Origin of the sequence: Kribbella aluminosa (genome assembly GCF_017876295.1) — a bacterium.
In the GTDB taxonomy this organism is placed as follows: Bacteria; Actinomycetota; Actinomycetes; order Propionibacteriales; family Kribbellaceae; genus Kribbella; species Kribbella aluminosa.
On sequence record NZ_JAGINT010000002.1, the window covers coordinates 2,536,577 to 2,561,411 of the forward strand.

Sequence of the window (24,835 nt, forward strand, 5' to 3'; positions counted from 1 at the left end):
TTAGAGTGGTCGATATGGGGAAGCCGTCGAGTGTGGTGACGATGGCCGATGTCGCGCGATTCGCGGGGGTCTCGACGATGACCGTGTCGAACGTGATCAACGGCCGGCCGCGGGTCGGTCCGGAGACCCGCGAGCGGGTACTGGCGGCGATCGGCGAGCTCGGATACCAGGTCAACCTGGCCGCCCGGCACCTGCGCGCCGGGCGCACCGGCGTGATCGGCCTCGCCGTACCCGAGCTGGAACGCCCGTACTTCGCGCAGCTCGCCGGCCGGCTGGCGGACCGCTTCGAGGTGCACGACCTGCGGATCGTCACCGAGCGGACCGGCGCCAGCCGGGAGGGGGAGCTGGACGCGGTCGCGTTCTCCCGGTTGCGGATGTACGACGGGCTGATCCTGAGCGTGGTCGACATCGACCCGGCCGAGCTCGGCCAGCTCCGGACCGACGCGCCGGTGGTGATGATCGGGGAACGCGCGCTGCCGTCCCGCTTCGACCACGTGATGATGGACAACGTCGACGGCGCCCGCCAGGCGACCGCGCACCTGCTGGCCACCGGCGCGCGCCGGATCGCGATGATCGGCGGCGACCCGGCCGGTACCGCGACGATGCCCGCGCTCCGTGCCGAGGGATACACGATCGCGCACGCCGAGGCCGGCGTACCGGTCGATCCGGAGCTCAACACCCGGTGCTCGTTCGGCCTGCGGGACGGGTACGACGCGATCCGGGGCCTGCGCGATCGCGGGATCGGCTTCGACGCCGTGTTCGGGCTGACGGACGTGGTGGCGATGGGGGCGTTGCGGGCGCTCGCCGACGCCGGGCTGCGGGGGCCGGACGACATCCAGGTGATCGGCTTCGACGATATCGACGAGTCCGCGTACCTGGTCCCGGCACTGTCCACCGTCGACCCGGGCCACGACGTGATGGCCGACGCGATCACCGCGCTGCTGATGGCGCAGATCAACGGCAACGCCGGCGGCGACCCGCAGGAACTCGTCGTCCCCGCGCAGCTCGTCGTCCGCGGTACGACGAGGTGAGGGCGGGCCGGGCGTGTGCACGGTAGAGGTATATCGATAAACCCACGGATCGGGCAAGACCTGGAGGTTTCGGTGCTTCACTCCGCACCGTCCTTCAGCTGAGGTGCGTACCGACGAACGGGCAGTACACCCCCGAATCCCGGTCCGACCGGAGTGCGCCCCGCCTGCCGATACGCCAACCCGAGGACCACTACCCGTTCTTCTGTACACCTTCTGCCCGGGCCGCCAGGGCCCGGTTCATCGCGTCGAACTGCGGCTTGATCGTGTTCTTCAGCATCGACTGGGTGAAGGGGACCGCGGCGCCGCTGAACTTCTCCTCCTGGACGAGGTGCGTGCGACCGCCGGGCAGGGGTGTGATCCGGAAGGAGTGCTCACCGTCGAACAGTGCGCCGGGTGGGACCTTGCCGATCCAGCGGAGTTCCTGGTTCGGGACGACCGCGAGCAGCGTCGGGGTGAACCTGGTTTCGCCGCCCTTGGTGTCGCGGAGCACGTTGGTGATGGTGCCGCCGACCTTCAGTTCGCCGGTCGACGAGATGATGAACGGGTTCCAGTCCGGATACGACTGCCGGTCCATGAGGGCCTTCCAGACGTGCTCCGGCGAGGCGTCGATGTCGAGCTCGGTGTGCAGTACGAACGGTCGCGCGACCGTGTAGACCGTCCAGCCGGCGAGCACCACCAGAACGGTGCCGAGGGCAACGAGGAACTTCTTCATGACTGCTCCGGTCCGAGGGTACTGAGCACCAGTGCCCTCACATAGGCGGGATGGATCGGCTCGCCGGTGATCAGCAGCCGGTAGTACAGCGGGCCGACGAACTGGTCGACGAGGACCTGCGGATCGGCGTGCACGGGCAGCAGCCCGTCCGCCTGCGCGTGCGCGATCACCGCGGTGACGGCGGCGTGCCGCTCGGCCCAGAGCGCGCGCACGCTGTCGCCGACGCGCGGCTCCCGGGCGGCCGCCGCGGTGAGGTCGGCGACCAGCGTGGTGGGGATGGCTTCGAGGGTGGCGGCGATCCCGGTGACCAGCTCGGTCAGGTCCCGCCGCGGGTCGCCGCTCGGCTCGAACGGTACGGCGCTGCGCAGGCCGGCGATCAGCGCGACCACGAGCTCCGCCTTGCTCGGCCAGCGCCGGTAGAGCGTGGTCTTCGCGACCCCGGCCCGCTCGGCGACCCGGTCGACCGACATCCCGTCGTACCCCCGGGCCCGCATCTCGGTCATCGCGGCGTCCAGCACCCGCGCCTCGACCCCCGCGTCCCGCGGCCGTCCGCGTCCGGCCATGCGCCGCCTCCTTTATCGCTACTGCAGTGTCGAAAAGAACCGTAGCAGGGTTTACGCAACTGCGGTAGCGGAAATAAACGCTGCCATCCGTTGTCAGGTATCGCTGTCACCGTTGGTAGGTGACTTCGCGGACCCGGTTGCTGCTGCCCGCAACGTTCATCACCTCCCTCGGGAACAACATCCAGCTACTGGGCGCCGCGCTGCTGCTGGTTCGCGCGCACGGGTCGATGCTGGACGTCGGGTGGTTGTTCATCGCGGTCGCGGTCCCGCAGGCGGTGCTCTCGCCGTACTTCGGCCGGCTCGCGGACCGGTTCGACCGGCGGCGGCTGTGGGTGGTGTGCGATGTGCTGAGCGCCGGCGTCGCGCTCGCGTTGCCGGTCGGTCTCGCGCTGGGTGTGCCGCAGCAGCCGCTCGTCTACGCGACCAACTTCGCGCTGGCTGTCATCGCCGCCCAGTTCACCCCGGCCAGCGCTGCCCTCATCCGTGAACGCGTCGCCGCCGACCGCCTCCGCCACTTCAACGCCCACTACGAAATAGCCCTCCAGTCCGGCATGCTCCTCTCCGCAGCCGTCGGCGGAGTAGCACTCCAGTACTTCGGCCCTCAACCCCTCTTCACCTTCAACGCCTGCACCTTCGCCCTCTCGGCCCTGCTGGTAGCAGCAGTAGGCGCCAAGCGCGGGACCGTCGTCCCCATCAAGCCCTTGCCTGTATTGCACCCAACGAATCGCGGACAGGTTCTTGGGCTCGGGCCGTTGGTTGTGCTGTTCGGGCAGGGGCTTGTGGTGGTGACTGTGTTCAACGCGTTGATGCCGGTGCTCGTCGTGGGGGAGTGGCATCGGGGCGCAGGGGTGCTCGGGGTGACGGATGCGCTGGGTGGGGTCGGGTTCTTGCTGGCGGCAACCGTCTACCGGTGGTCGGGGAAGTGGTTGGGGGATTTGCGGTTGGCGGTCGGAGGGTTCCTGGTCTGCAGCGGTTTGCTGGTGCTGCAGCCGCTCTTCGGAGTGCCGGCGCTGATGGGACTCGTGCTGCTCGGCGCGTTCTTGTTCGGGCAGTCGCGGATCGCCACCCGGTCGCTGCTCATGACCTCCGTCGACGAGTCCCGCGTTGGCCACGCCTTCGGTGTCGCCAACGGGTACGGTCTCGCCGCGACGGTCGTCGTGATGCTGATCGCCTCCCTCGTCACCGGCCGCTCCGACACCCGCTTCGGGTTCGCCGTACTCGCGCTGATCGGCGTACTGTCCGCAATCCTCGCCGCCGTCTGGATCTCAACCATTTCCCGGCGGGCCGCATCCAACCAGCATGAACCGCGCCCAGTCGTTCGATCACCTGGCGGAGCGCTATGACCGGCTCGGCGAGCTGACCGCCGACCACGTCACCGCCTGGCTCCCCACAGTCCTCCCGGCGAACCGCCGCCGCGCCATCGACCTCGGCTGCGGCGCCGGCCGGCACGCCGTCGTACTCGCGGACCACTTCGACCAGGTCGACGCGATCGACCTGTCCGGCCCGATGATCCGCCTCGCCCGCCGCAAGCGCCCGCGCGCGAACATCTCGTACGTCGAAGCCGGCATCCTCGACATCACCGGCCAGTACGACTTCGTCACCAGCTCCGCGACCCTGCACCACGTCGCGGACCTCCCCGCCGTACTGCGACACATCCGCTCGCTCCTCGCCCCCGGCGGGATCGCAGCCCTCGCCGACACCGTCTCAGCACGCCCCGCGACCCCACGCTGGTGGCTGTACGGCGGGCAGCTCCGCATCCTCACCCGCAACCTCGCGAGCCGGAATCCGCACGCCTGGGAGATCTTCCGGCTGGCCACCGGCGACTGGCTCGAGCACCGCGCCTCCGACCGGTACCTGAGCCGCGAGACCTTCGAGCAGACGTACGCAGCCGCGCTCCCCGGCGCCCGCTTCACCCGCGTCGGCAACCAGCACGCGGCGCTCTTCGAAAAATAACAGCACTTATATAAGTGCTGTTATGATCGCCCCATGGAGGATCCCACCGAACAGAGTTTGTGGCGGCCGTTGCACGAGCTGCTGACCCGGATGGACGGCGAGATCGGCCGGATCTACACCGACCGGGCGGTCCAGGGCCTGAAGCCGACATACGTCCGTGAGCTGCTCCAGCTGCATCTCAAGGGCCCGATGACGATCACCGAGCTGGCCGACGCGATCGGGCGCACGCACTCGGCGCTCAGCCAGAAGGTGTCCGCGATGCGCACCGCCGGCCTGGTCCGGACCGTGCCGGGCGCGGACGCCCGCAGCAAACAGGTCACGTTGACCGCGAAGTCCAAGAAGCTCGTCGAGCTGCTGGCGGACGAGTGGCGCGCGACCGAGGCCGCGCTCGCGGAGCTCGAGGCAGAGCTGCCGTACCCGATGTCCCAGGTCGTCCGCGATGTCGAGGAAGCCCTTGCGAAGAAGAGCTTTCACGACCGGATCGCGGACCAGCTGCGGTGAAGAACGCGCTCATCGACCTCGGCCCGCTGAAGGTCCTGACGTACCGGAGGCTGTGGATCGGGCAGGTGCTGTCCGGGTTCGGCGGTCAGCTGACGTTCGTCGCGGTGATGTTCCAGGTCTGGGACCAGACGTCGAGCCCGGCGTGGACCGGCGCGGTCGGGCTCGCGCAGGCGTTGCCGCTGATCGTGCTCGGGCTCTTCGCCGGCACCCTCGTCGACCGGCTGGAGCGCCGCAGGATCTACCTGGTCACCACGATCGGCCAGTGGCTGGTCGCGACGGTGATGGCGAGCCAGCTGCTGTTCGGCCGGGTTCCGGTCGGCGTACTGCTGGCGCTGATCGCCGTCCAGTCGTCATTCGGCGCGACCGCCGGACCGGTGGCGCGGACCGTACTCCCGAAGCTGCTGCCCCGCGACCAACTGGCTGCCGGCATCGCGCTGAACCGGATCGGTTTCCAGGGCGCGATGCTGCTCGGCCCGGCGCTCGGCGGCTTGATCGTCGGCGCCTGGGGAGTCGGCGTCTGCTACCTCATCGACGCACTCAGCTTCCTGGCGGCGTTGTACGGCGTACTCGGGCTGCCGCGGATGCAGATCGAGAGCGCCACGAAGCCGGGTCTGCGCGGGGTGTGGGACGGGCTGCGGTTCGTGACCGCGACGCCGGTGATCCGCGGGGCCTTGATCACCGACCTGGCCGCGACCGTGTTGTCGATGCCGATCAGCCTGTTCCCGGTGATCAACGCCGAGCGGTTCGGCAACAACCCGCGGACGCTCGGGCTGTTCCTGACCGCGATCGCCGTCGGCGGGGTCGCCGCGTCGTTGTTCTCCGGTGCGTTCACCCGGCTCCCGCGGCACGGTGCCGTGATGCTGTGCGGTTCGGCGGCGTGGGGGATCGCCCTGCTGCTGTTCGCGTTCTCGCCGGTTCCGTGGCTGGCGTTGGCATGCCTCGCGATCGCCGGTGCCGCGGACACGGTCGCCGTCGTGTCCCGCAGTACGATCGTCCAGCTCCACACGCCGTCGGAGTTGCTCGGCCGGGTGAGTGCCGCCGAGCAGATCGTCGGTCAGGCGGGTCCGGACCTCGGCAACCTCCGCGGCGGACTCGTCGCCCAGCTGACGTCACCGGTCGCATCGCTGGCGTCGGGCGCCTTGCTGTGTGTCGTGGCCGTTGCGGCGGTGGCGGCGACCACTCCGGGTCTGTCAGCGCGCGACGGTGCGGAAGCCGGCGTTGCCCATTGACGAGTCCGGCGTGTTCGACGAGCGGGCGGCGTTGCGGTAGCGGTTGCAGTACGAGTCGTGGCACAGGTACGAGCCGCCGCGCATCACCCGGGCCGCGCCGAGCGAGGGACCGGGCGGGTTCGCGGCGGGGGAGAACTTGTAGTACCGCGGGCCGAACCAGTCCCCGCACCACTCCCAGACGTTCCCGACCATCTGCCACAGGCCGTACCCGTTCGGTTCGAACGTGCGCACCGGGGCAGTGGTGAGGAAGCCGTCCTCCTCGGTGTTCGTCCGTGGGAACTCGCCCTGCCAGATGTTGCACCGCCACTCGCCGCTGTCACCGCCGCTGTCGCCGCCGCCGAGCTCGTCGCCCCACGGGTACCGCTTGCCTTCCAGCCCGCCGCGGGCGGCGTACTCCCACTCGGCCTCGGTCGGCAGCCGCCGTCTCGCCCACTTGCAGTACGCCGTCGCGTCGTTCCAGCTCACGTGCACGACCGGGTGGTCCTCGAGCCCGTCCAGGTCCGACCGCGAACCGCCCGGATGCCGCCAGTCGGCACCGCGGACACCCGCCCACCACGGGGTCCCGGACGCCGGCCCCATCACCTCGTCCGGCGCGGCCGCGAGCGCGAGGTGGAACACCGCGGAGTACCCGAAGGTCTCGGCCTCGGTCCGGTACCCGCTGGCATCGACGAAGCGCGCGAAGTCCGCGTTGGTCACGCTGGTCGCATCGATGCTGAACGGCGCGAGCTCGACCTGATGCACCGGCGTCTCGCCGTCGGCAGGGTTCTCGTCACCGTTGCCGTTACCCATCGCGAACACCCCACCACCGAGCCCGACCTGCTCGACCCCATGCTCCCCCTGCCCGGCCGGCACCGCGGGAGGCGTCACCCCGCCAGCACGAGAAGGCGCACAACAGGACGGCTGCTCGTCGGTCATACCTGCAGCTTAGATTCGGCGCCGGAACGCGTCGGAAGGTAGCTCACCTGTCGGAGGTGCGTAGCTTCAGTTGAGGTCCAGAAAGTCCCGGAGCCATTGGTCGATCTCGTCGAGGCAGCCGGCCTCGACCTGCCCCGCCGGTCGGCTGATCCGTTGGCGGCTGATCGTCCGCGGCTGTTCCGTGAGGGCCCAACTCGCCTTGTGCAGCTTGAGTTTGGTTCCGCTCAGCCGCACGTGATGGGGCCAGCCGCGGTCCTTCGTCGTGACCGGCAAGGCGATCGCCAGATCCGGCACCGCGTCGAGATAGTCGTTCGAGGCGACGATCACCGCCGGTCGCTCGCCGAACTGCTCACGCCCAGGAGTCGGGTCGGAGTCGACCCACACCACGTCGCCGCGGCGTAGTTCACGCATCAGCCAGACCGTCCTCGCCCGCCTCGTCCCAGGCGGCGGTGACCTCGTCGTAGTCGCTGTCGCGGTTGCCCTCGGCGTATGCCCGACGGACGGCGGCGAAGCGCTGGTGCCGGGCATGCTCGTCCGTCACCCGCTGCAGGAACTCCGCAGCAGTCAGTCCTTCGGCACGCGCGGAGCGCATGATCGAGTCACGCACGTGCTTCGGCACCTTGAGGGAGGTCATCTCGGACATGCCACCAGGCTACCAGATCGTATCCAAGGAGGGGATACCGTTCGGCATACCGTGGGGGTCAGTCCAGGCTCGGCGGGCCTTGTTCGATGCGGTGCAGGACGGGGCCGAGGCGGTAGAAGTCGGTGCCGGTGATCAGTTGGCGTTCGTCCCACCAGGTGGCGCCGGCTTCGGCGAGTGGTTCGATCAGCGGGCGGGCGTCCTTGGCGGGGCTGATGCCGCCGACGATCACGTCGTACGGCGTACTCCGGTCCGCGCGCTGCTGATCCAGGAACGCGATCAGCTCGCGGACCTCCTCGACCGCCGGCGCCTGGCCGTGGTTGGCGTTCGCGAACAGCGGTACGGCGCCGTCCCAGCGGGCCGCGCGCCGCATCGGGGCCTGGCGCGGCCAGTACCCGGCGATCCAGACCGGCGGGCGCGGGCGCTGCACCGTTGCCGGCAGCAACTCCACGTCGTCGGCCCGGTAGTGCTTGCCGTCGTGGTCCACCCGCTCGCCGGACCAGTACGCGGCCATCAGACCGAGACCTTCGTCGAGCTTCTCGGCGAGCACCTTCGGATCGGTCTCGTCACCGAAGCTGCCGAACTCGTCGTCGATCGGCCCGCCGAGCCCGGCGCCGAAGATCACCCGGCCGCCGCTCAGCGCGTCCAGCGTCGCGACCTGCCGGGCGAGCTGCTCGGGGCGCCGCCGCGCGACCGGCGTGACCAGCGGACCGAGCCTGATCCGCGACGTCGCCAGCGCGGCCGCCGTCATCAGCATCCACGGATCGCCGAACGGCTGCCCGCGCCGCCGCTCCTTGCTGTGCACCACGTGGTCCCAGAAGAACAGCCCGTCCCACCCGGCCTCCTCCGCGGCGCGAGCCACCTGAGCGACCGCGTGAGCGTCGGCGAAGTCCCCGAAGTTCGGGATGTTCACAGAGAAACGCATGATCACAACCTACGGTGTCGGCACCTGTAACGTTCGGGTCGTGCGGATTCTCTTTGTCGGGAACAGCTTCACGTCGAACAACAACCTGCCCAAGCTGCTGAAGGGCCTGGCCGGGGCGCGCGGGATCGAGATCGAGCACAAGGTGATCTCGGCCGGTGGCGCCTCCCTGCGGCAGCACCTCAACGCGGGCAAGGCCCTGGACGCGATCGCGAACGGCGGGTACGACGTCGTCGTACTGCAGGAGCAGAGCACGCTCCCGATCAAGAGCCCGGCACGGTTCCGGGAGAGCGCCCGCGACTTCAACGAGGCGATCGCCGCGGCCGGTGCCCGGACCGCGTTCTACCTGACCTGGGCCCGGAGCAACGCGCCGGAAACGCAGCAGGCGCTGACCGACGCGTACGCCGGCGCCGCGTCCGAGCTGGGCGGAACACTGATCCCGGTCGGCATGGTCTGGGAGCGGTTCCTCGCCACCCACGACAAGCCGGTGCTGCACGAGTCCGACAACAGCCACCCGACCCTCGCCGGCAGCTACCTCGGCGCCTGTGTGTTCCTGATCGCCCTCCTGAACGAGGACCCGGTCGGCATCGACGTACCGATCAAGGGCCTCGACGACGAGACCGCCAACCTGGTCCGCCAGGCGGCCTGGGACATCTGCACGGAGCTGGCCGGCTAACCGCTGAGAACAGACTGAGCGGGCGGTTGAGCGGCTCTGTACTTGTTAGGCAAGGCTCGCCTGTCTTATTGTCGGCGCGGCCATCAATCGTCGCGTCGCTCGGAGCACGTCATGTCAGGTACACAGATCGCCCTACTCGGCGCCATCGCAGGGTTCACCATCTTCCTGGGGCTCCCGCTGGGGCGTCTTCGCAATCCCGCTCCACGACTGAAGGCCGGGCTCAACGCCGTCGCGATCGGCATTCTGATCTTCTTGCTGTGGGACGTCCTCAAGCAGGCCTGGGAACCGACCGACTCCGCGTTGACCGACCATCACTGGGGCAAGGCGGCCGTCTCCGGACTCGTCCTTGCCGTCGGCCTCGCCGCCGGCCCTGGTCGGTCTGGTCCGCTACGACCGCTGGAGCGCCCGCCGGCACGCCTCCGCAGCGGCCGGGTCGTCGCACGGACCAGGCGCGGCGGCGGCGACCGAACTCGCCGGAACCGGAGCGTCGGCGGCCGCCCGCCTCTCGCTGATGATCGCGATCGGAATCGGTCTGCACAACTTCGCCGAAGGCCTGGCCATCGGAAACTCCGCCGCCTCCGGAGACATCTCGCTGGCCGTCCTGCTGATCGTCGGCTTCGGTCTGCACAACGCCACCGAAGGCTTCGGCATCGTCGCCCCGCTGGCCGCCGAGGGCACCCGGCCGGCCTGGGGAACGCTGGCCCTGCTCGGCCTGATCGGCGGCGGCCCGACGTTCGTCGGCACCCTGATCGGTCAGCATGTGGTCAACGACACGCTGGCCGTGGCCTTCCTCGGCCTGGCGGCCGGCTCCATCCTGTACGTCGTCATCGAGCTGCTCGCGGTCGCACGCCGCGCCAACCTCAAGGAACTCACCACCTGGATGATCCTGGCCGGACTCTTCCTCGGCTTCGGGACCGACGCCATCATCACCGCGGCCGGCGTCTGACCATCCAAGGACATCGAAGGAACGGTCTACTTCGCGTCGTGGAAGACCAGCCCGAGGGTATGGCGCTGGCCTGAGCGGATCGCGGAGACGCCGTGCCGGACCGGGGCCGCCGACCAGCCGCGGGACGAGCGGACCGGGCGGTCGCGGGTGGTGAAGAGCAGGCCGTGGCCGTGCGGGATGAGCGTCGACGTACCGCGGGACTGTGCGCGCGGGCGTTGCTCGACGAGCAGGAACTCTCCGCCGGTGTGGTCGATGCCGGGTTCGTTCAGGTTGATCACGACCTGCAGCGGGAACACCTTGTCGCCGTACAGGTCCCGGTGCAGCGCGTTCCAGTCGCCGGCGCCGTACCGCAGCAGGATCGGGGTCGGGCGGGTCTGGCCGGCGCGGTGGCAGACGTCCAGCCATTCGTCGAGCGTGTCCGGCCATTCGGCGTCGCGGCCGAGCTTGGCGTACCAGTCCCGCGCGATCGGCAGCAGCCGCGGGTAGAGCGCGTGCCGGAGCGCGTCGATCGCCTCCGGGAACGGCTGGTCGAAGTACCGGTACTGCCCTTCGCCGAACCGGTGCCGGGCCATGTCGATCGTCGCCCGGAAGCGGCGTACCTCGTCGTACATTCCGGCGATCACCGCCGCCTCGGCCGCCGTCAGCAACTGCGGCAGCAGCGCACACCCGAGATCGTTCACCTCCGCGGTGACACTCTCCCAATCGGCTCCGGCCACACGTCGTTCGTACTTGTTCATACCTCCTGAACGGTCTGGCGCAGGATCGTGTGAGTCTGCTCCAGCACGGTGATCGGGGCCAACATCGTCGCGTCGTCGAGTGGGCGTTCGCGGGTTTCCAGCATCCGCAGGAAGACCTTCAGACCCGGTACGACGTACTCCGAGTCGAGCCGTACGTCGCGACTGACCAGCGCGGTCCGTCCGACGAGCTCCGCGTGGAAGGGGACCCGGCCGGCGTCGGTCGGCTTGACCAGCTGCAAGGTGACGAGGACGCCGTTGCAGCGGTAGCGCACGACGACCGTGGATCCGGCGCGCTCGACCTCGACCGGGCCCGGCTCGCCCGGCGCGAGTCGTTGCGCCAGGTCGGCCGCGTGGATCCCGTAGAAGAAGATCCCGCTGTACTCGCTGTCCGGATCCGCCGGCCCGGTGACGGTGATCGCCTGCAGATCCTCGACCTGCGCGGCCGCCAGCTCGTCGGCGTCCGGGACCCAGCGGACCGCGGAGTACGACGTGACCGGTGCGCCACCGCGCCGTGCGGCGTCGAGGATCGCCTGTGCGTCCGCAGTACTTGCCGCCAGCGGCTTGTCCACCCACACCGGCACGCCGGCTTCGAGGAACGGGACGGCGTGCTCGCGATGCCGCGCGCCGTCGCGGTTCGTGACGATCAGCGCGTCGACCTCGCCCAGCAGCTCTTGAGAGGTCGGGACGATCCGCGTGATCCCGCCGGCCGCGGCGAGCTTCTGGTTCCGCTCGTCGTCAGCGCCGACCAGCGCGACGATGCGGGCTTCGTCCGAGCTGTGGTCGGCGTTCAGGTGCCGGACGATCTCGTCGGCGTGGCTGTTCTCGGTACCGACCAGGGCGATGCGCATCAGTCCTCCAACTCGACAGGACGCCCGGTACGGGCGGACTCGTACACGGCAAGCACGGTGGCCAGCGACCGCCGGCCCGCTTCCACCGTCACCGCGGGCGGACGGCCCTCGCGGACGGCGGCGATGAAGTCGCGATACTGCGCGAGATGCGCCAGCTCGACGGGACCCCAGTCGTCCGGGCCGTCCAGCGCAGGTGCTGCGGGTTCCTCGGCGTTCGCGGCGGCGAAGTACGCGAGCTGGTCGTCGTCGAGGATCGCGGTGCCCTGGTCGCCGTGGATCGTCAGGCGGACCGGCCGGCCTGGGTACGCCGCCGTACTGGCGAGCATCAGGCCGATCGCCCCGCTCTCGAACACGATCGACGCGCCCGCCAGGTCCTCCACCTCGATGCCCTCGTGGGCGAGCCGGCCCGTCTGCGCGCTGACCCGCACCGGGCGGCCGAGCATCCAGACCAGCAGGTCGAGCGCGTGGATGCCCTGGTTCATCAGCGCGCCACCGCCGTCGACCGCCAGGGTGCCGCGCCAGTCGTCGCCGTCGTAGTACGACTGCGGGCGGAAGAACGCGGACTCGGCGATCCCGGAGGTGACCCGGCCGAGCGCGCCGCCGTCGATCGCCGCCCGGATCTGCGCAACCGGCGGCTGGAACCGGCGCTGGCTGATCACGGACACCGTCAACCTGCTCGCCCGCTGCGCCGCGATCAGCCGATCCGCAGCGGCGAGCGTGATGTCCACCGGCTTCTCGACGATCACATGCTTACCGGCTTCCAGCGCCTCGATCGCGACATCCGCGTGCAATGCGCTAGGCAGGCAAATCCCCACCGCGTCGAGTTCTTCCGCCGCGTAGGCGTCAGCCGGCGTCGCATACGCCCGCGCACCGTACTGCTCCGCCAGCTTCCCGCCACGCTCGAGGTTCTGATCGACGACCGCAACCAGAGCGGCCTCGTCACCCAGGGCGTCAATCAAACGCGCATGCACGGTGCCGATCGCCCCGGCACCAATCAGAGCAAAACGCATGAGACCTCTCTTCAGTTGATGGTCCAGTCGATGGGTACGCCGCCCTGCTCGGCCGACTGCTGGGCCAGCAGGGCGATCCGGGTGGCGAGGATGCTTCGGTCGGTGGCGATGTCCGGTTCGTTGCCCGCGGCAAGCGCCTGCAGCGGCAGTTCGGCCGGGCGGTGGCCGGCGGGCAGCGGTACGTCGTACGGCGCCGCCTCGTGGGTGGTGAGGACGAGCCGGTTACGCGCCCACAGGAGCTCCGCCGTCCCGTGCGTCCCGACCAGCTTCATCCGGTAGTCCCCGTGAACCGGCGACCCGGCCGGGTTCATCCAGTCGACGCCCGCCGTGACCACCGCACCGGCTCCGTTCAACGTCGCCACGCCGTACGACCCGCCGATGACCGCGCCACTGACGGTCCCGCTCGTCATGCCGGTGAAGAGCAGGGCCGCGTCGATGTCGTGAACGGCGAGATCGTTCAGCACCCCGCCGTACCGCTCCGGCTCGAAGAACCAGTCCGGCCTCGTCGGCCGGTTCAGCTTGTGCGGGCCGGACGACGTCACCCCGTGGATCGTCCCGAGCTGACCGACGATCTCCCGCGCGGCCAGCGTCACCGGGTAGTAGCGCTTCTCGAACAGCACAGTCACGTGCCGGCCGGTACGCCGCGCAGCCTCCGCGATCGCATCCAGGTCCTCGAGCGTCGTACACAACGGCTTGTCGGCCAGCACATGACACCCCGCGTTCAGCGCATCGACGACCACCCGCCCGCGGTCGCCGTAGATCCCCGCGACCATCACCACGTCCGGCTCGACCTCGCGCAGCATCTCCTGGTGGTCGGTGAAGACCTTCGCGTCGTACGGCGCGGCCCACCGCTCGGCGGTCTCCCGGGACGGGTCCGCGACCGCGACCAGCACGGCTCCGGCCAGGTGATCGAGCTCCGCGGTCAGGTAGGCCACGTGCGGATGGGCGGCACCGGCGATCGCGATCCGAGTCATGCCCGTGAGTTGATCATGCAACCGGTTGCATTGCAACCATCCATTCTGTGAGACAAGGTCCAGTAAGTCGATCTGTTTAGTACCTTTTGATCACGGAACGTGACCCGAAAGAAGGACGAGATGACCGAACCCAGCTGGTCGTTCGAGACCCGGCAGATCCATGCCGGGCAGACCACCGACCCGACCACCAAGGCCCGGGCGCTGCCGATCTACCAGACCACGTCGTACACCTTCGACAGCACCGACCACGCGGCCGGCCTGTTCGGGCTGAAGGAGTTCGGCAACATCTACACCCGGATCCAGAACCCGACCCAGGACGCGGTCGAGCAGCGGATCGCCAGCCTGGAGGGCGGCACCGCGGCGCTGCTGCTCGCTTCCGGCCAGTCCGCCGAGACCCTCGCGCTGCTGAACGTCGCGGAGTCGGGCGACCACCTCGTCAGCAGCCCGAGCCTGTACGGCGGGACCTACAACCTGTTCCACTACACGTTCCCGAAGCTCGGGATCGAGGTGTCGTTCGTTGACGACCCCAACGACCTCGAGTCCTGGCGGGCCGCCGTCCGGCCGAACACCAAGGCGTTCTTCGCGGAGACGATCGCGAACCCGAAGAGCGAGATCCTCGACATCGCCGGCGTCGCGGACGTCGCGCATGCCGCGGGCGTTCCGCTGATTGTCGACAATACTGTTGCCACGCCGTACCTGATCCGCCCGATCGAGCACGGCGCGGACGTGGTGGTGCACTCGGCGACGAAGTACCTGGGTGGGCACGGGACCGCGATCGCGGGCGTGATCGTGGACTCCGGAAGGTTCGACTACGCGGCCGATCCGGAGCGGTTCCCCGGGTTCAACCAGCCGGACCCGAGCTACCACGGGCTGACCTACGCGCGGGACCTCGGCGTCGGATCCGACCTCGGCAACCTGGCGTACATCCTGAAGGCCCGCGTGCAGTGGCTGCGCGACCTCGGGCCGGCGGCGTCGCCGTTCAACGCGTTCCTGATCGCGCAGGGCCTGGAGACGCTGTCGCTCCGGATCGAGCGGCATGTCGACAATGCGCTGAAGGTGGCGCAGTGGCTGGAGCAGCGGGACGAGGTGGATTCGGTCGCGTACGCCAGCCTGCCGTCGTCACCGTGGTACGAGCTGGCGCAGAAGTACGCGCCGCGCGGCGCCGGTGCGGTGGTGGCGTTCGAGATCAAGGGCGGTGTCGACGCGGGCAAGCGGTTCGTGGACGCGCTCAAGCTGCACAGCCACGTGGCGAACATCGGCGACGTACGCTCGCTCGTCATCCACCCGGCGTCGACGACGCACAGTCAGCTGTCGGCCGAGGATCAGCTCGCGTCCGGCGTGACACCGGGGCTGGTCCGGCTGGCGGTCGGGATCGAGCACCTCGACGACATCCTCGCGGATCTGGAGGTCGGCTTCGCGGCGGCGAAGTCCTAGACCGTGAAGCGGTTCGCCGAGGTTGGGGATCTCAGGCTCGAGCGCGGTACGACGCTGCCTGGCGTGCGGATCGCCTACGAGACCTGGGGCCGGCCGAACGTTGCCCGGGACAACGCCGTACTGATCTGTCATGCGCTCACCGGTGATGCGCATGTGATCGGACCGGCCGGACCCGGGCAGCCGACGCCCGGCTGGTGGGACGGGCTGACCCGGTACCTCGACCCGGCGGACTGGTACATCGTCGCGGCCAACGTGCTCGGTGGTTGTCAGGGAACCACCGGGCCGTCGACCGAGGCCCCGGACGGGCGGGCGTGGGGGAGTCGCTTCCCCGCGCTCACCGTCCGGGACCAGGTTGCCGCCGAGGCGGCACTGACCGATGCCCTGGGCATCGATCGCTGGGCGGCGGTGATCGGCGGTTCGATGGGCGGCATGCGTGCACTGGAATGGCCGCTGATGTACCCGGACCGCGTCGGTACGGCGGTCGTCCTCGCCTCCACACCTGCCGCCTCGGCCGAACAGATCGCCTGGAGCGCACCGCAACTCGCCGCGATCACCTCCGACCCGGACTGGCAGAACGGCGACTACTACGGCACCGGCCGTACGCCGGCCACCGGGCTGGGCATCGCCCGCCGGATCGCCCACATCACCTACCGCTCCGAATACGAGCTCGCCTCTCGCTTCGGCCGCACCCGCCAGGGCCCCGACGACCCGAGATTCGCCGTCGAGTCCTACCTCGACCACCACGCCACCAAACTCATCAACCGCTTCGACCCCGGCTCGTACCTGACCCTCACCAAAGCCATGAACACCCACGACATAACCCGCGGCCGTGCCGGGGACCTGGCTGCCGTGCTGGGAAGACTCAAGGCCCGCCTGGTGGTAGCTGCTGTCGACTCCGACCGCCTGTATCTTCCGGCTCAGTCCAGGTCCGTCGTCGTCGCGCATCCGGCGGCGGGTCCGTTGCACGTGATCAGCTCGCCGTACGGGCACGACGGGTTCCTGATCGAGCTGGATCAGGTGGGGAAGCTGATTACCTCACAACTGCGAGTCTGAAGGTCATGCCTTCGGACGTGAGTACCTTGAGGCGGGTCGGTGAGACGCCGGGACTGTCGTAGAAGCGGGTGCCTTCGCCCAGCAGTACGGGGGCGATGTGGAGGGCGAGTTCGTCGACCAGGCCGGCTTCGAGGGCCAGGCGGGGTACGGCGCCGCCGGTGACGATCAGGTCCTTGCCGCCCGCCGCCTTCAGGCCGTCGGCCACCACGTCCCGGATGTCGCCGGAGACGTACGTGAACTCCGGCGCCACCCGTGTCGCCGGGTCCTTGTGCGTGTAGATCAGGATCGGCCCGGTCCAGCTACCGCCGTACGGGCGGTTCTCGCTCATCACCTCGACCAGCCTGCCGCCGCACAGGAACGCGCCGCAGTTCGCGACCACCTCCGCGCCGAGCCCGGACGGACCGCCGTCGGCGAGGAACATCCAGCCGACGCCGTCGTCGCGGTCGCCGATGAAGCCGTCGAGGGACATCGTCATGTGCCAGATCACTTTTCCGGTCATGACCACCAGCCTGCGCCCGACCGGATTCATGCGTCCAATGCCAATCCGGCGGCGAACACATAGATACCATCGATACATGCTCGACCTCGTCCGGCTGCGGGTGCTGGCCGCGGTCGCCGCGCACGGTTCGGTCACCGCGGCGGCCACGGCGCTGCACTACACGCAGCCCACCGTCAGTCATCACCTCGCCCGGCTGGAGGCCGCGACCGGCGCGAAGCTGGTCCGCCGGTCCGGCCGCGGCATCCGGCTCACCCCCGAAGGCGAGGTGCTCGCGCGTCGCGCGGCGGAGATCGTCGGCCGGGTCGACGCCGCCGACGCGGAGCTCGCCGCGCTCGTCGGCCTGCGCTCCGGGCGGGTCCGGGTCGGCGCGTTCAGCTCCGCGCTCAGCGAACTCGTCCCACCCGCGGCCGCCGGCCTCCGCCGCGACCACCCGAACCTCGAGCTCGAACTCACCGACGCCCACCCGCGGGTCGCCGTACCGCGGTTGCGGGCCGGCGAGCTCGACCTCGCGATCGTCTTCCGGTACGACGGCGAGCTGCCGGACGACGGCATCCGGTACACGTACCTGCGCGACGACCCGATGCACCTGCTCAGCCGCCGTACCGGGGAGACGCTGGCCGACCACCGGGACTCGGACTGGATCGCGGGCTGCGTGAACTGCCGCCGCGAGCTGCTGCAGCACTGCGCGGACGCCGGGTTCACGCCGCGGATCGCGTTCACCAGCGACGACCTGATCGTCAAGCAGGCCTTCGTCCGGGCAGGCCTCGGCGTCACCACCACACCCGGCCTGGCCCTCCGCGCACACCGCGCCGCCGGCGTCCGCTCGACCGAACTCCCGATCGTCCGCCGCATCTTTCTCGCCACCTACGGCGAACCGCCGGATCCACCGGCCACAGGAGCCTTCATAGATGCGCTAAAACGAGTAACACTGGACTAAGGCCTGTCTCCCAATCCCGCGCCTACTGCGCGGGCGGGGGACTGCGGTTGGAGGACCGGGTGATGGGGCACTTGGTGGGAATGGTGGACGTCGGGCTGCGGTACGAGCGGATCTGGCGGGCGGCCGTAGGGCTGCTTGCCGCGATCGGGGTGCTGTCGGCGCTCGTGTTCGTGTCACCGGCGACCAACCTGGCGGCGTTCCTGGTGGCCGCGTTGACGATCGGCGCGGTCTACCTGAGCATCGGCCTGGGCCGCGACCTGCCGAACGCGGACCTGGTCCGGGCGGTGCCGCGCGGAGCCGTGCTCGGTGCGCTCTGCGTACTGGCGGTCTGCGGGTACGCCGCCGCCGTCGGCGCGCGCACCGTGATGCTGCTCCTGGTCGTCCTCGGCGCCTCCCCACCAGTCATCAGCTGGCTGCGCTCGGGATCCTCGGACGGCGAACCCGCCTGGACCGGCCGCGCAACCTCAGGCTGGGGCGAGCGAGGCCAAGGCTCCGGCCCGGCACGAGGCGCGGGCTCCGCGTGGGGTGGACCGCACGGCGACGCGAACCGCCGCCCGGCGCGCCCCGGCTGGGGCAAGCGGAACGCGGCCGACGCCGCATCACGGCGCGCGGGCTCTGCGTGGGATGAGCGGCACCGGGAGGACGGTGCGCCGCGGGGGCCGGGCTCCGGGTGGGACGCTCCGGGCCGGGGCGACGGTGCGCCGCAAGGCGCGGGCTTCGGGTGGGACGAGCCGGGCCGGGGCGACGGTGCGCCGCAGGCGGGCTCCTTGTGGGATCAGCCGGACCGCGGCGACGGTTCGGCGTACCCCGGGTGGAGCAAGCGAGACGAGGGCGCTGCGGGATCCGGGTGGGGGAAGTCGGACCGGGGCGATGGTTCGGCGGGCGGCACGCATTTCGGGTGGCTGCGTCGGCGGTCGCGCCGGGTGGAGAGAAAGTTGCCGACGGCTCCTTCTTTGCGGGACTTGCCGATGCCGAAGTACCTGACCGCCGTCGTGCGCAGCGTCGGCGAGCTGACCGACGAGGAGCTGTGCCTTGCCTGGCGGCGCAGTTTCACCCAGCTGGAGCGCGCCGTACGCGTCGACCACCGCCAAGCGATGGTCGACGTACGCCGTGCCTACCTGGACGAGCTCGAACGCCGCCACCCCGACTCCTTCGCCACCTGGCTCGCCTCGAACCCCCGCGCCGCCGGCAACCCCGCCCGCTTCTTCACCCACCGAGCAGACCACTAGCCGAAGGTCGCACGGAGGTCCGCGGCGATCAGCTCGACCGCGTGCCTCCCGGCTGACAAGGCGGCCGGGAAGTTCAGGAACGCGTGCATCGTGTCGGCGTACTCGATCAGTTCCGTCGGTACGCCGTCCTGCTCGAGCCGGGCCGTGTAGGCGACCGCGTCGGCGCGCAACCAGTCCCGCCCGGCCGCCAGCATCAGCGTCGGTGGGAGACCTTTGAGTGAAGCGGCCTGCAGCGGTACGGCGCCCGCCGGGATCTCGCGGGTACCGAAGTACCACTCGTGCCAGTCTGCGCTCGGATCCAGGTCGAGGACCGGGTAGCAGAGGATCTGCCGTTCGGGGAGCGGAGTACCGGCGTCCCGCGCGAGCAGGCAGGCGCCGGCGGCCAGTGCGCCGCCCGCGCTCTGGCCGCCGATCGCGATCCGTCCGTCGCCGTGCAGGTGTTCGCGAAGCCAGCCGAGCGTGTCGTAGACGTCCTGAAGTCCTGCTGGGCAAGGGTCTTCAGGTGCCAGGCGATAGTTGACTGAGACAACCGTAACGTTGCCGTCGGCAGCTATCCGGGAGGTCGCGTACTCGATGTCGCGGAGGTCTCCGCCGACGAAGCCGCCGCCGTGCAGCCAGAGGAGGATCGGGCGCGGCCGGATCGAATGCCGGTAGACGCGGGCCTGCAGCGTTCGTCCGGGAAGGTCGACGGAGATGTCCTCGGTGGCGACTCGTGGGTCGGGTTCGCCGGCGATGGCGGGGTCGGGGAGGTCCTCCCGATCGAGCAGCAGCGCCTGGTACGGGTCGAGGTCGGGGTTGGCCGGCAGGTCGGCGAGGCGCTTGAGGAGTGCGTCGGTCTCCGGGCCGAACTGTGGATTGTCGACAATCGTCATGCAGACACCGGCTGAAGGTGTCGCGCCGCGTGCGCGAACAGCATTCCGTCGGGCGTCGTCGACACGTACTCGGCCAGCGCCCCGATCCCGCCGTCGAACCCCGCGCCGGTGGCCGGATCCGCCCAGGCTGCTTCGTCGTACTGCGTGAGCTCGGCGACCAGCGCGTCGCCGACACTGCGGAACCGGTGCAGTATCAGCTCGGACGGGATCCGCCGGCCGGCCTCGACGCCGCCCAGGTTGAGCGCGCTGCCGATCTCCGCGGTCTCCCAGCGCGGGTCGAGACTCCAGTGCAGCCGGCCCGCCCGGGCATCCTGGAGTACGGCGAGGTTGATCTCGTCCCACATCAGCACGTGCGCGACGAGGTCGTGCAGCGAGTCGCAGAAGTGCCCGAGCGGACCGTCGTGGACGTCGTACGGCGCCCGTAGTTCGTCCTCGGTCCTTCCGTCGATCCGGCTCAGCAACAGCTCCTGGTCGCGGCGGATCATCCCGGCCGCCTGGGCCGGTGTCGTCGTCGGTGTGCGCATGACCGTCAATCAACCAGCCGCCCGCGCTCCGCGCCGCCGGATTGCGCGAAGTTCTCAATCCGCCGAGCGGTACGTCGCCATCTTGGCGCGGGCGCCGCAGGTGTTCATCGAGCACCACCGGCGCCGGCCGGCGCGGCTCGCGTCGACGAACAACAGCGAGCAGTCGTCCGCGGCGCAGGTCCGGATCCGCCCGCCCAGCGGGCCGGTGAGCAGGTCGATCCCGTCTCGCGCCAGGACGCCGAGCAGGTCTGTCGCAGTCGGCGAGGTGCCCTCCAGACTGCGCTCCGCGGTCAGGCGCGGCCCGGGCAGTCGGCGGCTGCTCCACCGGTTGACGACGCCGACATCGGCCGGCAATGCGGTGCCGGAGAACAGCCGGTACAGCGCTTCGCGCAGCTCGACCGCCAGGCCGCGGACGGCGCGCGACACCTGCGGCGCGACCTGCGCGAGACCGGCTTCCTGGAACCAGCGGCCGAGGTCCGCCGGCTCCGGGATCCGCTCGAACGGCGCCTGCTGCCGCTTGCCCAGGGTCGCGGTGAAGTCCACCGACGGGCGGCCCCCGACCCAGGTGAAGCTAGTCTGCATGGCGGATAGTCTATCATTTGTGTTACCAGACAAACCGGTAACAGAGGAGGCGGCGTGAAGATCGGGATCGTCGGCGCGGGCGGTGTGGGCGGGTACTTCGGCGCCCGGCTGGCGGCGGCCGGGCAGGATGTCGCGTTCGTGGCCCGAGGCAAGCACCTGGAGGCGATCAGGTCGGCCGGGCTGGTCGTGCACAGCCCCGCCGGTGACCTCCAGCTGCCGGTGCGCGCGACCGGCGTCCCGGCGGAGATCGGCACGGTCGACTATGTGCTGATCTGCGTGAAGACCTGGCAGCTGCCCGACGTGATCGAGGCGATCCGCCCGCTGGTCGGCCCGGACACCGCGATCGTCACGGTGCAGAACGGCGTCGAGGCCCCCGACCAGGTCGCGCAGGTCTACGGGCGGAACGCCGTACTGCCCGGCGCCGCCGAGGTGATCGCGTACGTCGAGGGTCCCGGCGTGATCCGGCATCTCGGCAACGGGAAACTCACCGTCGGCGAGTGGGAGAACGGACCGGCCCCGCGGCTCGAACGACTCCGGGACGCGTTCGTCGCCGCCGGACTGCAGGCGACGATCCCGGATGACATCTGGGCGGCGCTGTGGACGAAGTTCCTCTCGGTCGTCCCCACCGGCGGCCTCGGCACGGCCACCGGCGCCGGGTACGGCGTACTCCGCACCCAGCCCGCCACCCGCCAGCTCCTCACCGAGGCCACCGGCGAGATCCGCGACCTCGCCCGGGCCCGCGGGGTCCAGCTGGCCGCCGACGTCGTCGAACGCACCCTCGACTGGATCGACCAGCTCCCGGCCGACGGCACCACCTCGCTCCAGCGCGACCTGATCGCCGGCCGCCCGTCCGAGCTCGACGCCTGGACCGGCGCCGTCGTCCGCCTCGGCCGCGAGTCCCGCGTCCCGACCCCGATCAACACGCTGCTCTTCGAGTTCGCCACCGCCCGAGTACTTGCCAGCGGCAACTAGGCCCTGTCTGGTAATCCAGCGGGGAACTTAGCCGGCCGGGCGGCTGTGCTCACGGCCCGAGCTGTGCATAATCGGGCGGAGAAGCGAGGGAGGGGCGATGGAGATCGAGCGGCACAAGGCAGTCGTCCGCGAGTTCGACGACCTGGGCAACGGCAGCGGCGACCTGGATCGCCTCGACGTGTTGTGCACTCCGGACATGGTGAACCATGCGCTCGCGCCGGGCATGCCTGCGGGCCTGGACGGAACCCGGCAGTTCCTTCGGCGGGCCCGGCGTGACGTCCATCCCGCCCGCTGGATCGAATCGGCGGTCGTCGCCGAGGGCGAGCTCGTCGTACAGTTCGGCAGCCGCGAGGTGTACTGGCCGGGCGGCAGTTTCCGTGGGTTCGAGCTGAGCGCCGGGGTGGTGAGCCGTGACGTCGCCTTCGCGTACCGGTTCCGGGACGGCCGGATCAGCGAGCGCTGGGCCATTCGTGACGACCTGGCGATGGTTCACCAGCTCGGAGCGAGCAACCCGGGCGAATCGCCGGCCGGCCAGGGCGGGTACGTACTGGCGCATCCTCAGTGCCGCGACTCCTCGAAGCCGAGTTCGGTGAGGATGTCGTCGACCGGGCGTCCGGGGGCGGCGGCGGTGACGAGGCCGCGGATGCAGGCGGTCATGACCATCCGGAAGTAGGCCTCGCCGCTGATCTCGGGGAGTTCGGTCTGGGCGCCGCCGAGTACGTCGTCGCCGGCGAGCAACTCGTACACCTTCTCTAGCTCGCGACGGTGCGAGCCTTCGAAGTACGGGCGATGACGTTCCTCGGCGGCGCTCAGGTTGATCGCGAGCGCGGCGACGCTGCCGGACAGCATCAGCGCGGCGCCTGGGCCGTAGCCGCGCCGCCCGAGCGCCTCGACCGCCTCCCGCTGGAGCCTGACGCCGGCGGCGCCGCGGGGGAACAGGCCCTGCATGTACACGGCCAGCCCCGGGTGGCCGAGGACGAAGTCGTGGATCTGCTGGGCGAACGACAACAGGTGTGCCTTGATGCCGTCAATCGGATTGTCGACAATCTGCAGATCCCGCAGTACCGCTTCACCGACCAGCGCCTCGAGGCCGAGTTTGCCGTCGACGTGCCGGTACAGGGCCGTCGGGCTGACGCCGAGTGCGGTCGCGACGCCGTTCACGGTCAGGTTGGGCAGGCCGAGCCGCAGGCCCTCGCGTTCGATGTCTTCGACCGTGATCTGTGCCTGGCGACCGCCGGTCTTCCGGCGGGGCGGATTCGCTGTCACAACCCTCCTCTGTACGGGGCTGACCCCAAAGTTATGCTACTAACTTAGATCGACGCCGTCGCTGACGGTGATCTGTTCTGTTCCCTTACTCCTCAGGAGATCATGGTGAGCGCACCTCGCCCCACCCGGCGCACGATGCTCAAGGCTGCCGGCGGGTTGACCGTCGCCGCCGGCCTCGGCGCCGGCACCATTCTGGCCACCTCCCTCGCCGCGAACGCCGCCGACGACGGGTTCGGCCTGCACATCACGGATCGGAACGAAAGCGATCCGCGGATGTGGTACTACCGTTTCCAGACCGCCGAGATCAGCTGGGCGCCGGGCGTGAACGTCCTGCTGCCGAGTGACTATCACACCAGCGGGCGCACCTACCCCGTGCTGTACCTGCTGCACGGCGGCAACGGCGACTTCATCGAGTTCGACCACCACCACATTCGTGAGCTGACGGCGGACAAGCCGCTCATCGTGGTGATGCCCGACGGTGGCAAGGCCGGCTGGTACTCGAACCCGGTCAGCAGCAACTCCGGCCCGCACAACTGGGAGAGCTTCCACCTGAACCAGCTCGTGCCGTGGGTGGACGCGAACTTCCGTACGTACTCCGAGTTCGCCGGCCGCGCCGTCGCCGGCTTCTCGATGGGTGGCTTCGGCGCACTCAAGTACACCGCGAAGTACTACGGGCACTTCAGCTCGATCAGCGCGCACTCCGGTCCGCCCAGCCTCCGCCGGGACGCCGGGCTGGTCGTGCACTGGGCGAACGTGTCCTCAGCGGCCGTCGACCTGGCCGGCGGCACGATCTACGGCGCCCCCGCCTGGGACGAGAAGCGGGTGTCGGCCGACAACCCGATGGAGAACCTCGAGCGCTACCGCGGCAAGCGGATCTTCCTGGTCGCGGGCACCAGCCCGAGCCCCGACCCCTTCGACTACGCCAACGAAACCCAGGTCCTGGCGGGCCAGCGCGAGTTCAAGGCGGCCCTCGACAAGGCCAACATTCCGTACACCGCCCACGAGGACCCGGGCGGCCACATGATCCGCGAAGACCGCCTCGCCGAAGACCTGGAAGGCATCGTCGCCCACCTGAAGAAGGCCTGACCCGCCACGTCCGTTTGAGTGGTTAACCCTCGAAGATGCCCGTTCGCCCCTCGCATACGAGGGGTGAACGGGCATTTTGCGCGGTTAACCACTGAACGGCCGGCGTGCGGCGTGCGGCGGGCTGGGCCGGCGAGCGGGCCGGCGGGCGGCGCCGGGCTGGGGGCGGCGGGCGTGGACGGCCAGCTGGGGTCGGCGGGCGGCGGGCGTGGACGGCGGGCTGGGCCGGCGGGCGGGGTCAGTCGTCGGCGAGGCGGCGGAGGAGGGCGGCGAGGGTTTGCTGCTCGTCGGGGGTGAGGCGCGCGAGTTGGCTGACCATGACGTCTCGGCGTTTCTCGCGCAGGGTGGTGAGGATCTGGCGGCCGTCGGGGGTCAGGTCGACCAGTGTTGCGCGGCGGTCATGGGGGTCCGGTTGCCGTACGACGAGGCCGGCCGCCTCCAGGTCGTCCACGACGGAGGTCGCTGAGCGCGGCACGATGCCCAGGCGGGCGGCCAGTTCGCTGAGGCGGATCGGTTGGTCGGCGTGGTCGAGGGTGCGGAGCACCCGGAACTGGCCGTGCGTGACGTTCTCGCCGAAGCCCTCGCGGGAGGCCCGGCGCTGGCGGCGGACGATGCCGTCCAGAAGCGCCGCGATCTGCTCGGCCGAGTCGGCGGAGTCGTCGGGATCACGCATGTGCAGAGCCTAGTGGTCGGCGTACGGCGAGGTGCCGCGGACGCGGTTGGGAAC

30 protein-coding genes are annotated in these 24,835 nt (G+C 70.1%); 14 read left to right on the forward strand and 16 right to left on the reverse strand.

Going from position 1 to position 24,835, the window contains the following annotated elements:
• Positions 1–14 precede the first annotated feature (14 nt).
• Positions 15–1,031 (forward strand): LacI family DNA-binding transcriptional regulator, encoded by a 1,017-nt coding sequence (locus tag JOF29_RS33440; protein ID WP_209698362.1) that lies wholly within the window; start codon positions 15–17, stop codon positions 1,029–1,031.
• Positions 1,032–1,221: 190 nt separating this feature from the next.
• Here the strand turns inward: JOF29_RS33440 and JOF29_RS33445 are convergent, their stop codons facing one another.
• Positions 1,222–1,743 carry an SRPBCC domain-containing protein gene (locus JOF29_RS33445; protein ID WP_209698363.1) on the reverse strand — a complete coding sequence of 174 codons (522 nt, stop codon included), beginning with the start codon at positions 1,741–1,743 and terminating at the stop codon, positions 1,222–1,224.
• A complete protein-coding gene (locus tag JOF29_RS33450) occupies positions 1,740–2,306 on the reverse strand; it encodes a TetR/AcrR family transcriptional regulator (protein WP_209698364.1) in 567 nt (188 codons plus the stop codon). The genes JOF29_RS33445 and JOF29_RS33450 overlap by 4 nt, the downstream gene beginning before the upstream one ends.
• A gap of 119 nt (positions 2,307–2,425) precedes the next feature.
• On the opposite strand from JOF29_RS33450, the gene JOF29_RS33455 reads away from it, so the two are divergent.
• The 4 genes from JOF29_RS33455 to JOF29_RS33470 are packed head-to-tail and all read left to right on the forward strand — an operon-like array spanning position 2,426 to position 5,989.
• A complete protein-coding gene (locus JOF29_RS33455; RefSeq protein ID WP_209698365.1) occupies positions 2,426–3,649 on the forward strand; it encodes an MFS transporter in 1,224 nt (407 codons plus the stop codon).
• Positions 3,606–4,259: a class I SAM-dependent methyltransferase gene (locus JOF29_RS33460; RefSeq protein WP_209698366.1), complete on the forward strand. Its 654-nt coding sequence runs from the start codon at positions 3,606–3,608 to the stop codon at positions 4,257–4,259. The genes JOF29_RS33455 and JOF29_RS33460 overlap by 44 nt, the downstream gene beginning before the upstream one ends.
• Before the next feature lie 33 nt (positions 4,260–4,292).
• The gene (locus JOF29_RS33465; protein WP_209698367.1) at positions 4,293–4,760 is read left to right on the forward strand and encodes a MarR family winged helix-turn-helix transcriptional regulator; all 468 of its coding nucleotides are present in this window, start codon (positions 4,293–4,295) and stop codon (positions 4,758–4,760) included.
• Positions 4,757–5,989, forward strand: coding sequence for an MFS transporter (locus JOF29_RS33470; RefSeq protein WP_209698368.1), 1,233 nt, complete (start codon positions 4,757–4,759; stop codon positions 5,987–5,989). Before JOF29_RS33465 ends, JOF29_RS33470 begins: the two co-directional genes overlap by 4 nt.
• On the opposite strand, the gene JOF29_RS33475 is transcribed toward JOF29_RS33470, so the two are convergent.
• The 4 genes from JOF29_RS33475 to JOF29_RS33490 all read right to left on the reverse strand — a co-directional run bounded on the left by JOF29_RS33475 (position 5,951) and on the right by JOF29_RS33490 (position 8,469).
• Positions 5,951–6,904: a formylglycine-generating enzyme family protein gene (locus JOF29_RS33475; protein ID WP_209698369.1), complete on the reverse strand. Its 954-nt coding sequence runs from the start codon at positions 6,902–6,904 to the stop codon at positions 5,951–5,953. The two genes, JOF29_RS33470 and JOF29_RS33475, sit on opposite strands and share 39 nt — an antisense overlap.
• Before the next feature lie 66 nt (positions 6,905–6,970).
• A complete protein-coding gene (locus tag JOF29_RS33480; protein WP_209698370.1) occupies positions 6,971–7,315 on the reverse strand; it encodes a type II toxin-antitoxin system PemK/MazF family toxin in 345 nt (114 codons plus the stop codon).
• Complete coding sequence (locus JOF29_RS33485; protein ID WP_209698371.1) at positions 7,308–7,547, reverse strand: hypothetical protein; 240 nt, start codon at positions 7,545–7,547, stop codon at positions 7,308–7,310. The genes JOF29_RS33480 and JOF29_RS33485 overlap by 8 nt, the downstream gene beginning before the upstream one ends.
• Before the next feature lie 58 nt (positions 7,548–7,605).
• Positions 7,606–8,469 carry an LLM class flavin-dependent oxidoreductase gene (locus tag JOF29_RS33490; protein ID WP_209698372.1) on the reverse strand — a complete coding sequence of 288 codons (864 nt, stop codon included), beginning with the start codon at positions 8,467–8,469 and terminating at the stop codon, positions 7,606–7,608.
• Between the two features lie 40 nt (positions 8,470–8,509).
• Between JOF29_RS33490 and JOF29_RS33495 the strand changes: the two genes are divergently transcribed.
• Both JOF29_RS33495 and JOF29_RS33500 read left to right on the forward strand, forming a co-directional pair.
• On the forward strand, positions 8,510–9,142 hold the full coding sequence (locus JOF29_RS33495) for an SGNH/GDSL hydrolase family protein (RefSeq protein ID WP_209698373.1): 633 nt from the start codon (positions 8,510–8,512) through the stop codon (positions 9,140–9,142).
• A 346-nt stretch (positions 9,143–9,488) separates the two neighbouring features.
• Positions 9,489–10,088, forward strand: a complete 600-nt coding sequence (locus JOF29_RS33500; RefSeq protein WP_209698374.1) for a ZIP family metal transporter — start codon at positions 9,489–9,491, stop codon at positions 10,086–10,088.
• A gap of 26 nt (positions 10,089–10,114) precedes the next feature.
• On the opposite strand, the gene JOF29_RS33505 is transcribed toward JOF29_RS33500, so the two are convergent.
• From JOF29_RS33505 to JOF29_RS33520, 4 genes are read right to left on the reverse strand one after another with little or no spacing between them, the layout of a single operon-like run.
• Positions 10,115–10,825 carry a 2OG-Fe(II) oxygenase gene (locus JOF29_RS33505; protein WP_209698375.1) on the reverse strand — a complete coding sequence of 237 codons (711 nt, stop codon included), beginning with the start codon at positions 10,823–10,825 and terminating at the stop codon, positions 10,115–10,117.
• Entirely contained in the window at positions 10,822–11,673 is an 852-nt protein-coding gene (locus tag JOF29_RS33510) for a Gfo/Idh/MocA family protein (protein ID WP_209698376.1), read from the reverse strand. Before JOF29_RS33510 ends, JOF29_RS33505 begins: the two co-directional genes overlap by 4 nt.
• Positions 11,673–12,683 carry a Gfo/Idh/MocA family protein gene (locus tag JOF29_RS33515; protein WP_209698377.1) on the reverse strand — a complete coding sequence of 337 codons (1,011 nt, stop codon included), beginning with the start codon at positions 12,681–12,683 and terminating at the stop codon, positions 11,673–11,675. Before JOF29_RS33515 ends, JOF29_RS33510 begins: the two co-directional genes overlap by 1 nt.
• 11 nt (positions 12,684–12,694) lie before the next feature.
• The gene (locus JOF29_RS33520) at positions 12,695–13,657 is read right to left on the reverse strand and encodes a Gfo/Idh/MocA family protein (protein WP_209698378.1); all 963 of its coding nucleotides are present in this window, start codon (positions 13,655–13,657) and stop codon (positions 12,695–12,697) included.
• A gap of 120 nt (positions 13,658–13,777) precedes the next feature.
• Between JOF29_RS33520 and JOF29_RS33525 the strand changes: the two genes are divergently transcribed.
• Positions 13,778–15,091 carry a bifunctional o-acetylhomoserine/o-acetylserine sulfhydrylase gene (locus JOF29_RS33525; RefSeq protein ID WP_209698379.1) on the forward strand — a complete coding sequence of 438 codons (1,314 nt, stop codon included), beginning with the start codon at positions 13,778–13,780 and terminating at the stop codon, positions 15,089–15,091.
• Between the two features lie 3 nt (positions 15,092–15,094).
• Positions 15,095–16,144, forward strand: coding sequence for a homoserine O-acetyltransferase MetX (gene metX / locus JOF29_RS33530; RefSeq protein WP_209698380.1), 1,050 nt, complete (start codon positions 15,095–15,097; stop codon positions 16,142–16,144).
• Here metX and JOF29_RS33535 read toward each other — a convergent pair.
• Positions 16,122–16,643, reverse strand: coding sequence for a dihydrofolate reductase family protein (locus JOF29_RS33535; RefSeq protein WP_209698381.1), 522 nt, complete (start codon positions 16,641–16,643; stop codon positions 16,122–16,124). The two genes, metX and JOF29_RS33535, sit on opposite strands and share 23 nt — an antisense overlap.
• A 76-nt stretch (positions 16,644–16,719) precedes the next feature.
• On the opposite strand from JOF29_RS33535, the gene JOF29_RS33540 reads away from it, so the two are divergent.
• Both JOF29_RS33540 and JOF29_RS33545 read left to right on the forward strand, forming a co-directional pair.
• Positions 16,720–17,580, forward strand: coding sequence for a LysR family transcriptional regulator (locus JOF29_RS33540; RefSeq protein WP_209698382.1), 861 nt, complete (start codon positions 16,720–16,722; stop codon positions 17,578–17,580).
• 62 nt (positions 17,581–17,642) lie between these two features.
• Positions 17,643–18,809 carry a hypothetical protein gene (locus JOF29_RS33545; RefSeq protein WP_209698383.1) on the forward strand — a complete coding sequence of 389 codons (1,167 nt, stop codon included), beginning with the start codon at positions 17,643–17,645 and terminating at the stop codon, positions 18,807–18,809.
• Here the strand turns inward: JOF29_RS33545 and JOF29_RS33550 are convergent.
• Genes JOF29_RS33550 through JOF29_RS43895 form a run of 3 tightly spaced genes read right to left on the reverse strand, consistent with a single transcriptional unit; the run spans position 18,806 to position 20,787 of the window.
• The gene (locus tag JOF29_RS33550; RefSeq protein WP_209698384.1) at positions 18,806–19,681 is read right to left on the reverse strand and encodes an alpha/beta hydrolase; all 876 of its coding nucleotides are present in this window, start codon (positions 19,679–19,681) and stop codon (positions 18,806–18,808) included. The two genes, JOF29_RS33545 and JOF29_RS33550, sit on opposite strands and share 4 nt — an antisense overlap.
• The gene (locus JOF29_RS33555) at positions 19,678–20,205 is read right to left on the reverse strand and encodes a hypothetical protein (protein WP_209698385.1); all 528 of its coding nucleotides are present in this window, start codon (positions 20,203–20,205) and stop codon (positions 19,678–19,680) included. The genes JOF29_RS33550 and JOF29_RS33555 overlap by 4 nt, the downstream gene beginning before the upstream one ends.
• 54 nt (positions 20,206–20,259) lie before the next feature.
• On the reverse strand, positions 20,260–20,787 hold the full coding sequence (locus JOF29_RS43895) for a CGNR zinc finger domain-containing protein (protein WP_245359708.1): 528 nt from the start codon (positions 20,785–20,787) through the stop codon (positions 20,260–20,262).
• Between the two features lie 54 nt (positions 20,788–20,841).
• Between JOF29_RS43895 and JOF29_RS33565 the strand changes: the two genes are divergently transcribed.
• On the forward strand, positions 20,842–21,759 hold the full coding sequence (locus JOF29_RS33565) for a 2-dehydropantoate 2-reductase (protein WP_307863819.1): 918 nt from the start codon (positions 20,842–20,844) through the stop codon (positions 21,757–21,759).
• Between the two features lie 97 nt (positions 21,760–21,856).
• On the forward strand, positions 21,857–22,432 hold the full coding sequence (locus tag JOF29_RS33570; RefSeq protein ID WP_209698386.1) for an ester cyclase: 576 nt from the start codon (positions 21,857–21,859) through the stop codon (positions 22,430–22,432).
• On the opposite strand, the gene JOF29_RS33575 is transcribed toward JOF29_RS33570, so the two are convergent.
• Positions 22,318–23,025: a TetR/AcrR family transcriptional regulator gene (locus tag JOF29_RS33575; RefSeq protein WP_209698387.1), complete on the reverse strand. Its 708-nt coding sequence runs from the start codon at positions 23,023–23,025 to the stop codon at positions 22,318–22,320. The genes JOF29_RS33570 and JOF29_RS33575 overlap by 115 nt on opposite strands.
• A gap of 102 nt (positions 23,026–23,127) precedes the next feature.
• Between JOF29_RS33575 and JOF29_RS33580 the strand changes: the two genes are divergently transcribed.
• Positions 23,128–24,111 carry an alpha/beta hydrolase gene (locus tag JOF29_RS33580; RefSeq protein WP_209698388.1) on the forward strand — a complete coding sequence of 328 codons (984 nt, stop codon included), beginning with the start codon at positions 23,128–23,130 and terminating at the stop codon, positions 24,109–24,111.
• Between the two features lie 235 nt (positions 24,112–24,346).
• Here the strand turns inward: JOF29_RS33580 and JOF29_RS33585 are convergent, their stop codons facing one another.
• On the reverse strand, positions 24,347–24,781 hold the full coding sequence (locus JOF29_RS33585; protein WP_209698389.1) for a MarR family winged helix-turn-helix transcriptional regulator: 435 nt from the start codon (positions 24,779–24,781) through the stop codon (positions 24,347–24,349).
• Positions 24,782–24,835: the final 54 nt, after the last annotated feature.

Bases quoted from the DNA above. Each gene is read 5' to 3' on its own strand.
- JOF29_RS33525 (WP_209698379.1), top strand. From the start codon at position 13,778: ATGACCGAACCCAGCTGGTCGTTCGAGACCCGGCAGATCCATGCCGGG.
- JOF29_RS33475 (WP_209698369.1), bottom strand. From the start codon at position 6,904: ATGACCGACGAGCAGCCGTCCTGTTGTGCGCCTTCTCGTGCTGGCGGG.
- JOF29_RS33555 (WP_209698385.1), bottom strand. From the start codon at position 20,205: ATGCGCACACCGACGACGACACCGGCCCAGGCGGCCGGGATGATCCGC.
- JOF29_RS33520 (WP_209698378.1), bottom strand. From the start codon at position 13,657: ATGACTCGGATCGCGATCGCCGGTGCCGCCCATCCGCACGTGGCCTAC.
- JOF29_RS33535 (WP_209698381.1), bottom strand. From the start codon at position 16,643: ATGACCGGAAAAGTGATCTGGCACATGACGATGTCCCTCGACGGCTTC.
- JOF29_RS33585 (WP_209698389.1), bottom strand. From the start codon at position 24,781: ATGCGTGATCCCGACGACTCCGCCGACTCGGCCGAGCAGATCGCGGCG.
- JOF29_RS33545 (WP_209698383.1), top strand. From the start codon at position 17,643: ATGGGGCACTTGGTGGGAATGGTGGACGTCGGGCTGCGGTACGAGCGG.
- JOF29_RS33480 (WP_209698370.1), bottom strand. From the start codon at position 7,315: ATGCGTGAACTACGCCGCGGCGACGTGGTGTGGGTCGACTCCGACCCG.
- JOF29_RS33510 (WP_209698376.1), bottom strand. From the start codon at position 11,673: ATGCGCATCGCCCTGGTCGGTACCGAGAACAGCCACGCCGACGAGATC.
- JOF29_RS33490 (WP_209698372.1), bottom strand. From the start codon at position 8,469: ATGCGTTTCTCTGTGAACATCCCGAACTTCGGGGACTTCGCCGACGCT.
- JOF29_RS33465 (WP_209698367.1), top strand. From the start codon at position 4,293: ATGGAGGATCCCACCGAACAGAGTTTGTGGCGGCCGTTGCACGAGCTG.
- JOF29_RS33440 (WP_209698362.1), top strand. From the start codon at position 15: ATGGGGAAGCCGTCGAGTGTGGTGACGATGGCCGATGTCGCGCGATTC.
- JOF29_RS33445 (WP_209698363.1), bottom strand. From the start codon at position 1,743: ATGAAGAAGTTCCTCGTTGCCCTCGGCACCGTTCTGGTGGTGCTCGCC.
- JOF29_RS33550 (WP_209698384.1), bottom strand. From the start codon at position 19,681: ATGACGATTGTCGACAATCCACAGTTCGGCCCGGAGACCGACGCACTC.
- JOF29_RS33485 (WP_209698371.1), bottom strand. From the start codon at position 7,547: ATGTCCGAGATGACCTCCCTCAAGGTGCCGAAGCACGTGCGTGACTCG.
- JOF29_RS33505 (WP_209698375.1), bottom strand. From the start codon at position 10,825: ATGAACAAGTACGAACGACGTGTGGCCGGAGCCGATTGGGAGAGTGTC.
- JOF29_RS33450 (WP_209698364.1), bottom strand. From the start codon at position 2,306: ATGGCCGGACGCGGACGGCCGCGGGACGCGGGGGTCGAGGCGCGGGTG.
- JOF29_RS33570 (WP_209698386.1), top strand. From the start codon at position 21,857: ATGGAGATCGAGCGGCACAAGGCAGTCGTCCGCGAGTTCGACGACCTG.
- JOF29_RS33540 (WP_209698382.1), top strand. From the start codon at position 16,720: ATGCTCGACCTCGTCCGGCTGCGGGTGCTGGCCGCGGTCGCCGCGCAC.
- JOF29_RS43895 (WP_245359708.1), bottom strand. From the start codon at position 20,787: ATGCAGACTAGCTTCACCTGGGTCGGGGGCCGCCCGTCGGTGGACTTC.
- JOF29_RS33515 (WP_209698377.1), bottom strand. From the start codon at position 12,683: ATGCGTTTTGCTCTGATTGGTGCCGGGGCGATCGGCACCGTGCATGCG.
- JOF29_RS33460 (WP_209698366.1), top strand. From the start codon at position 3,606: ATGAACCGCGCCCAGTCGTTCGATCACCTGGCGGAGCGCTATGACCGG.
- JOF29_RS33580 (WP_209698388.1), top strand. From the start codon at position 23,128: ATGGTGAGCGCACCTCGCCCCACCCGGCGCACGATGCTCAAGGCTGCC.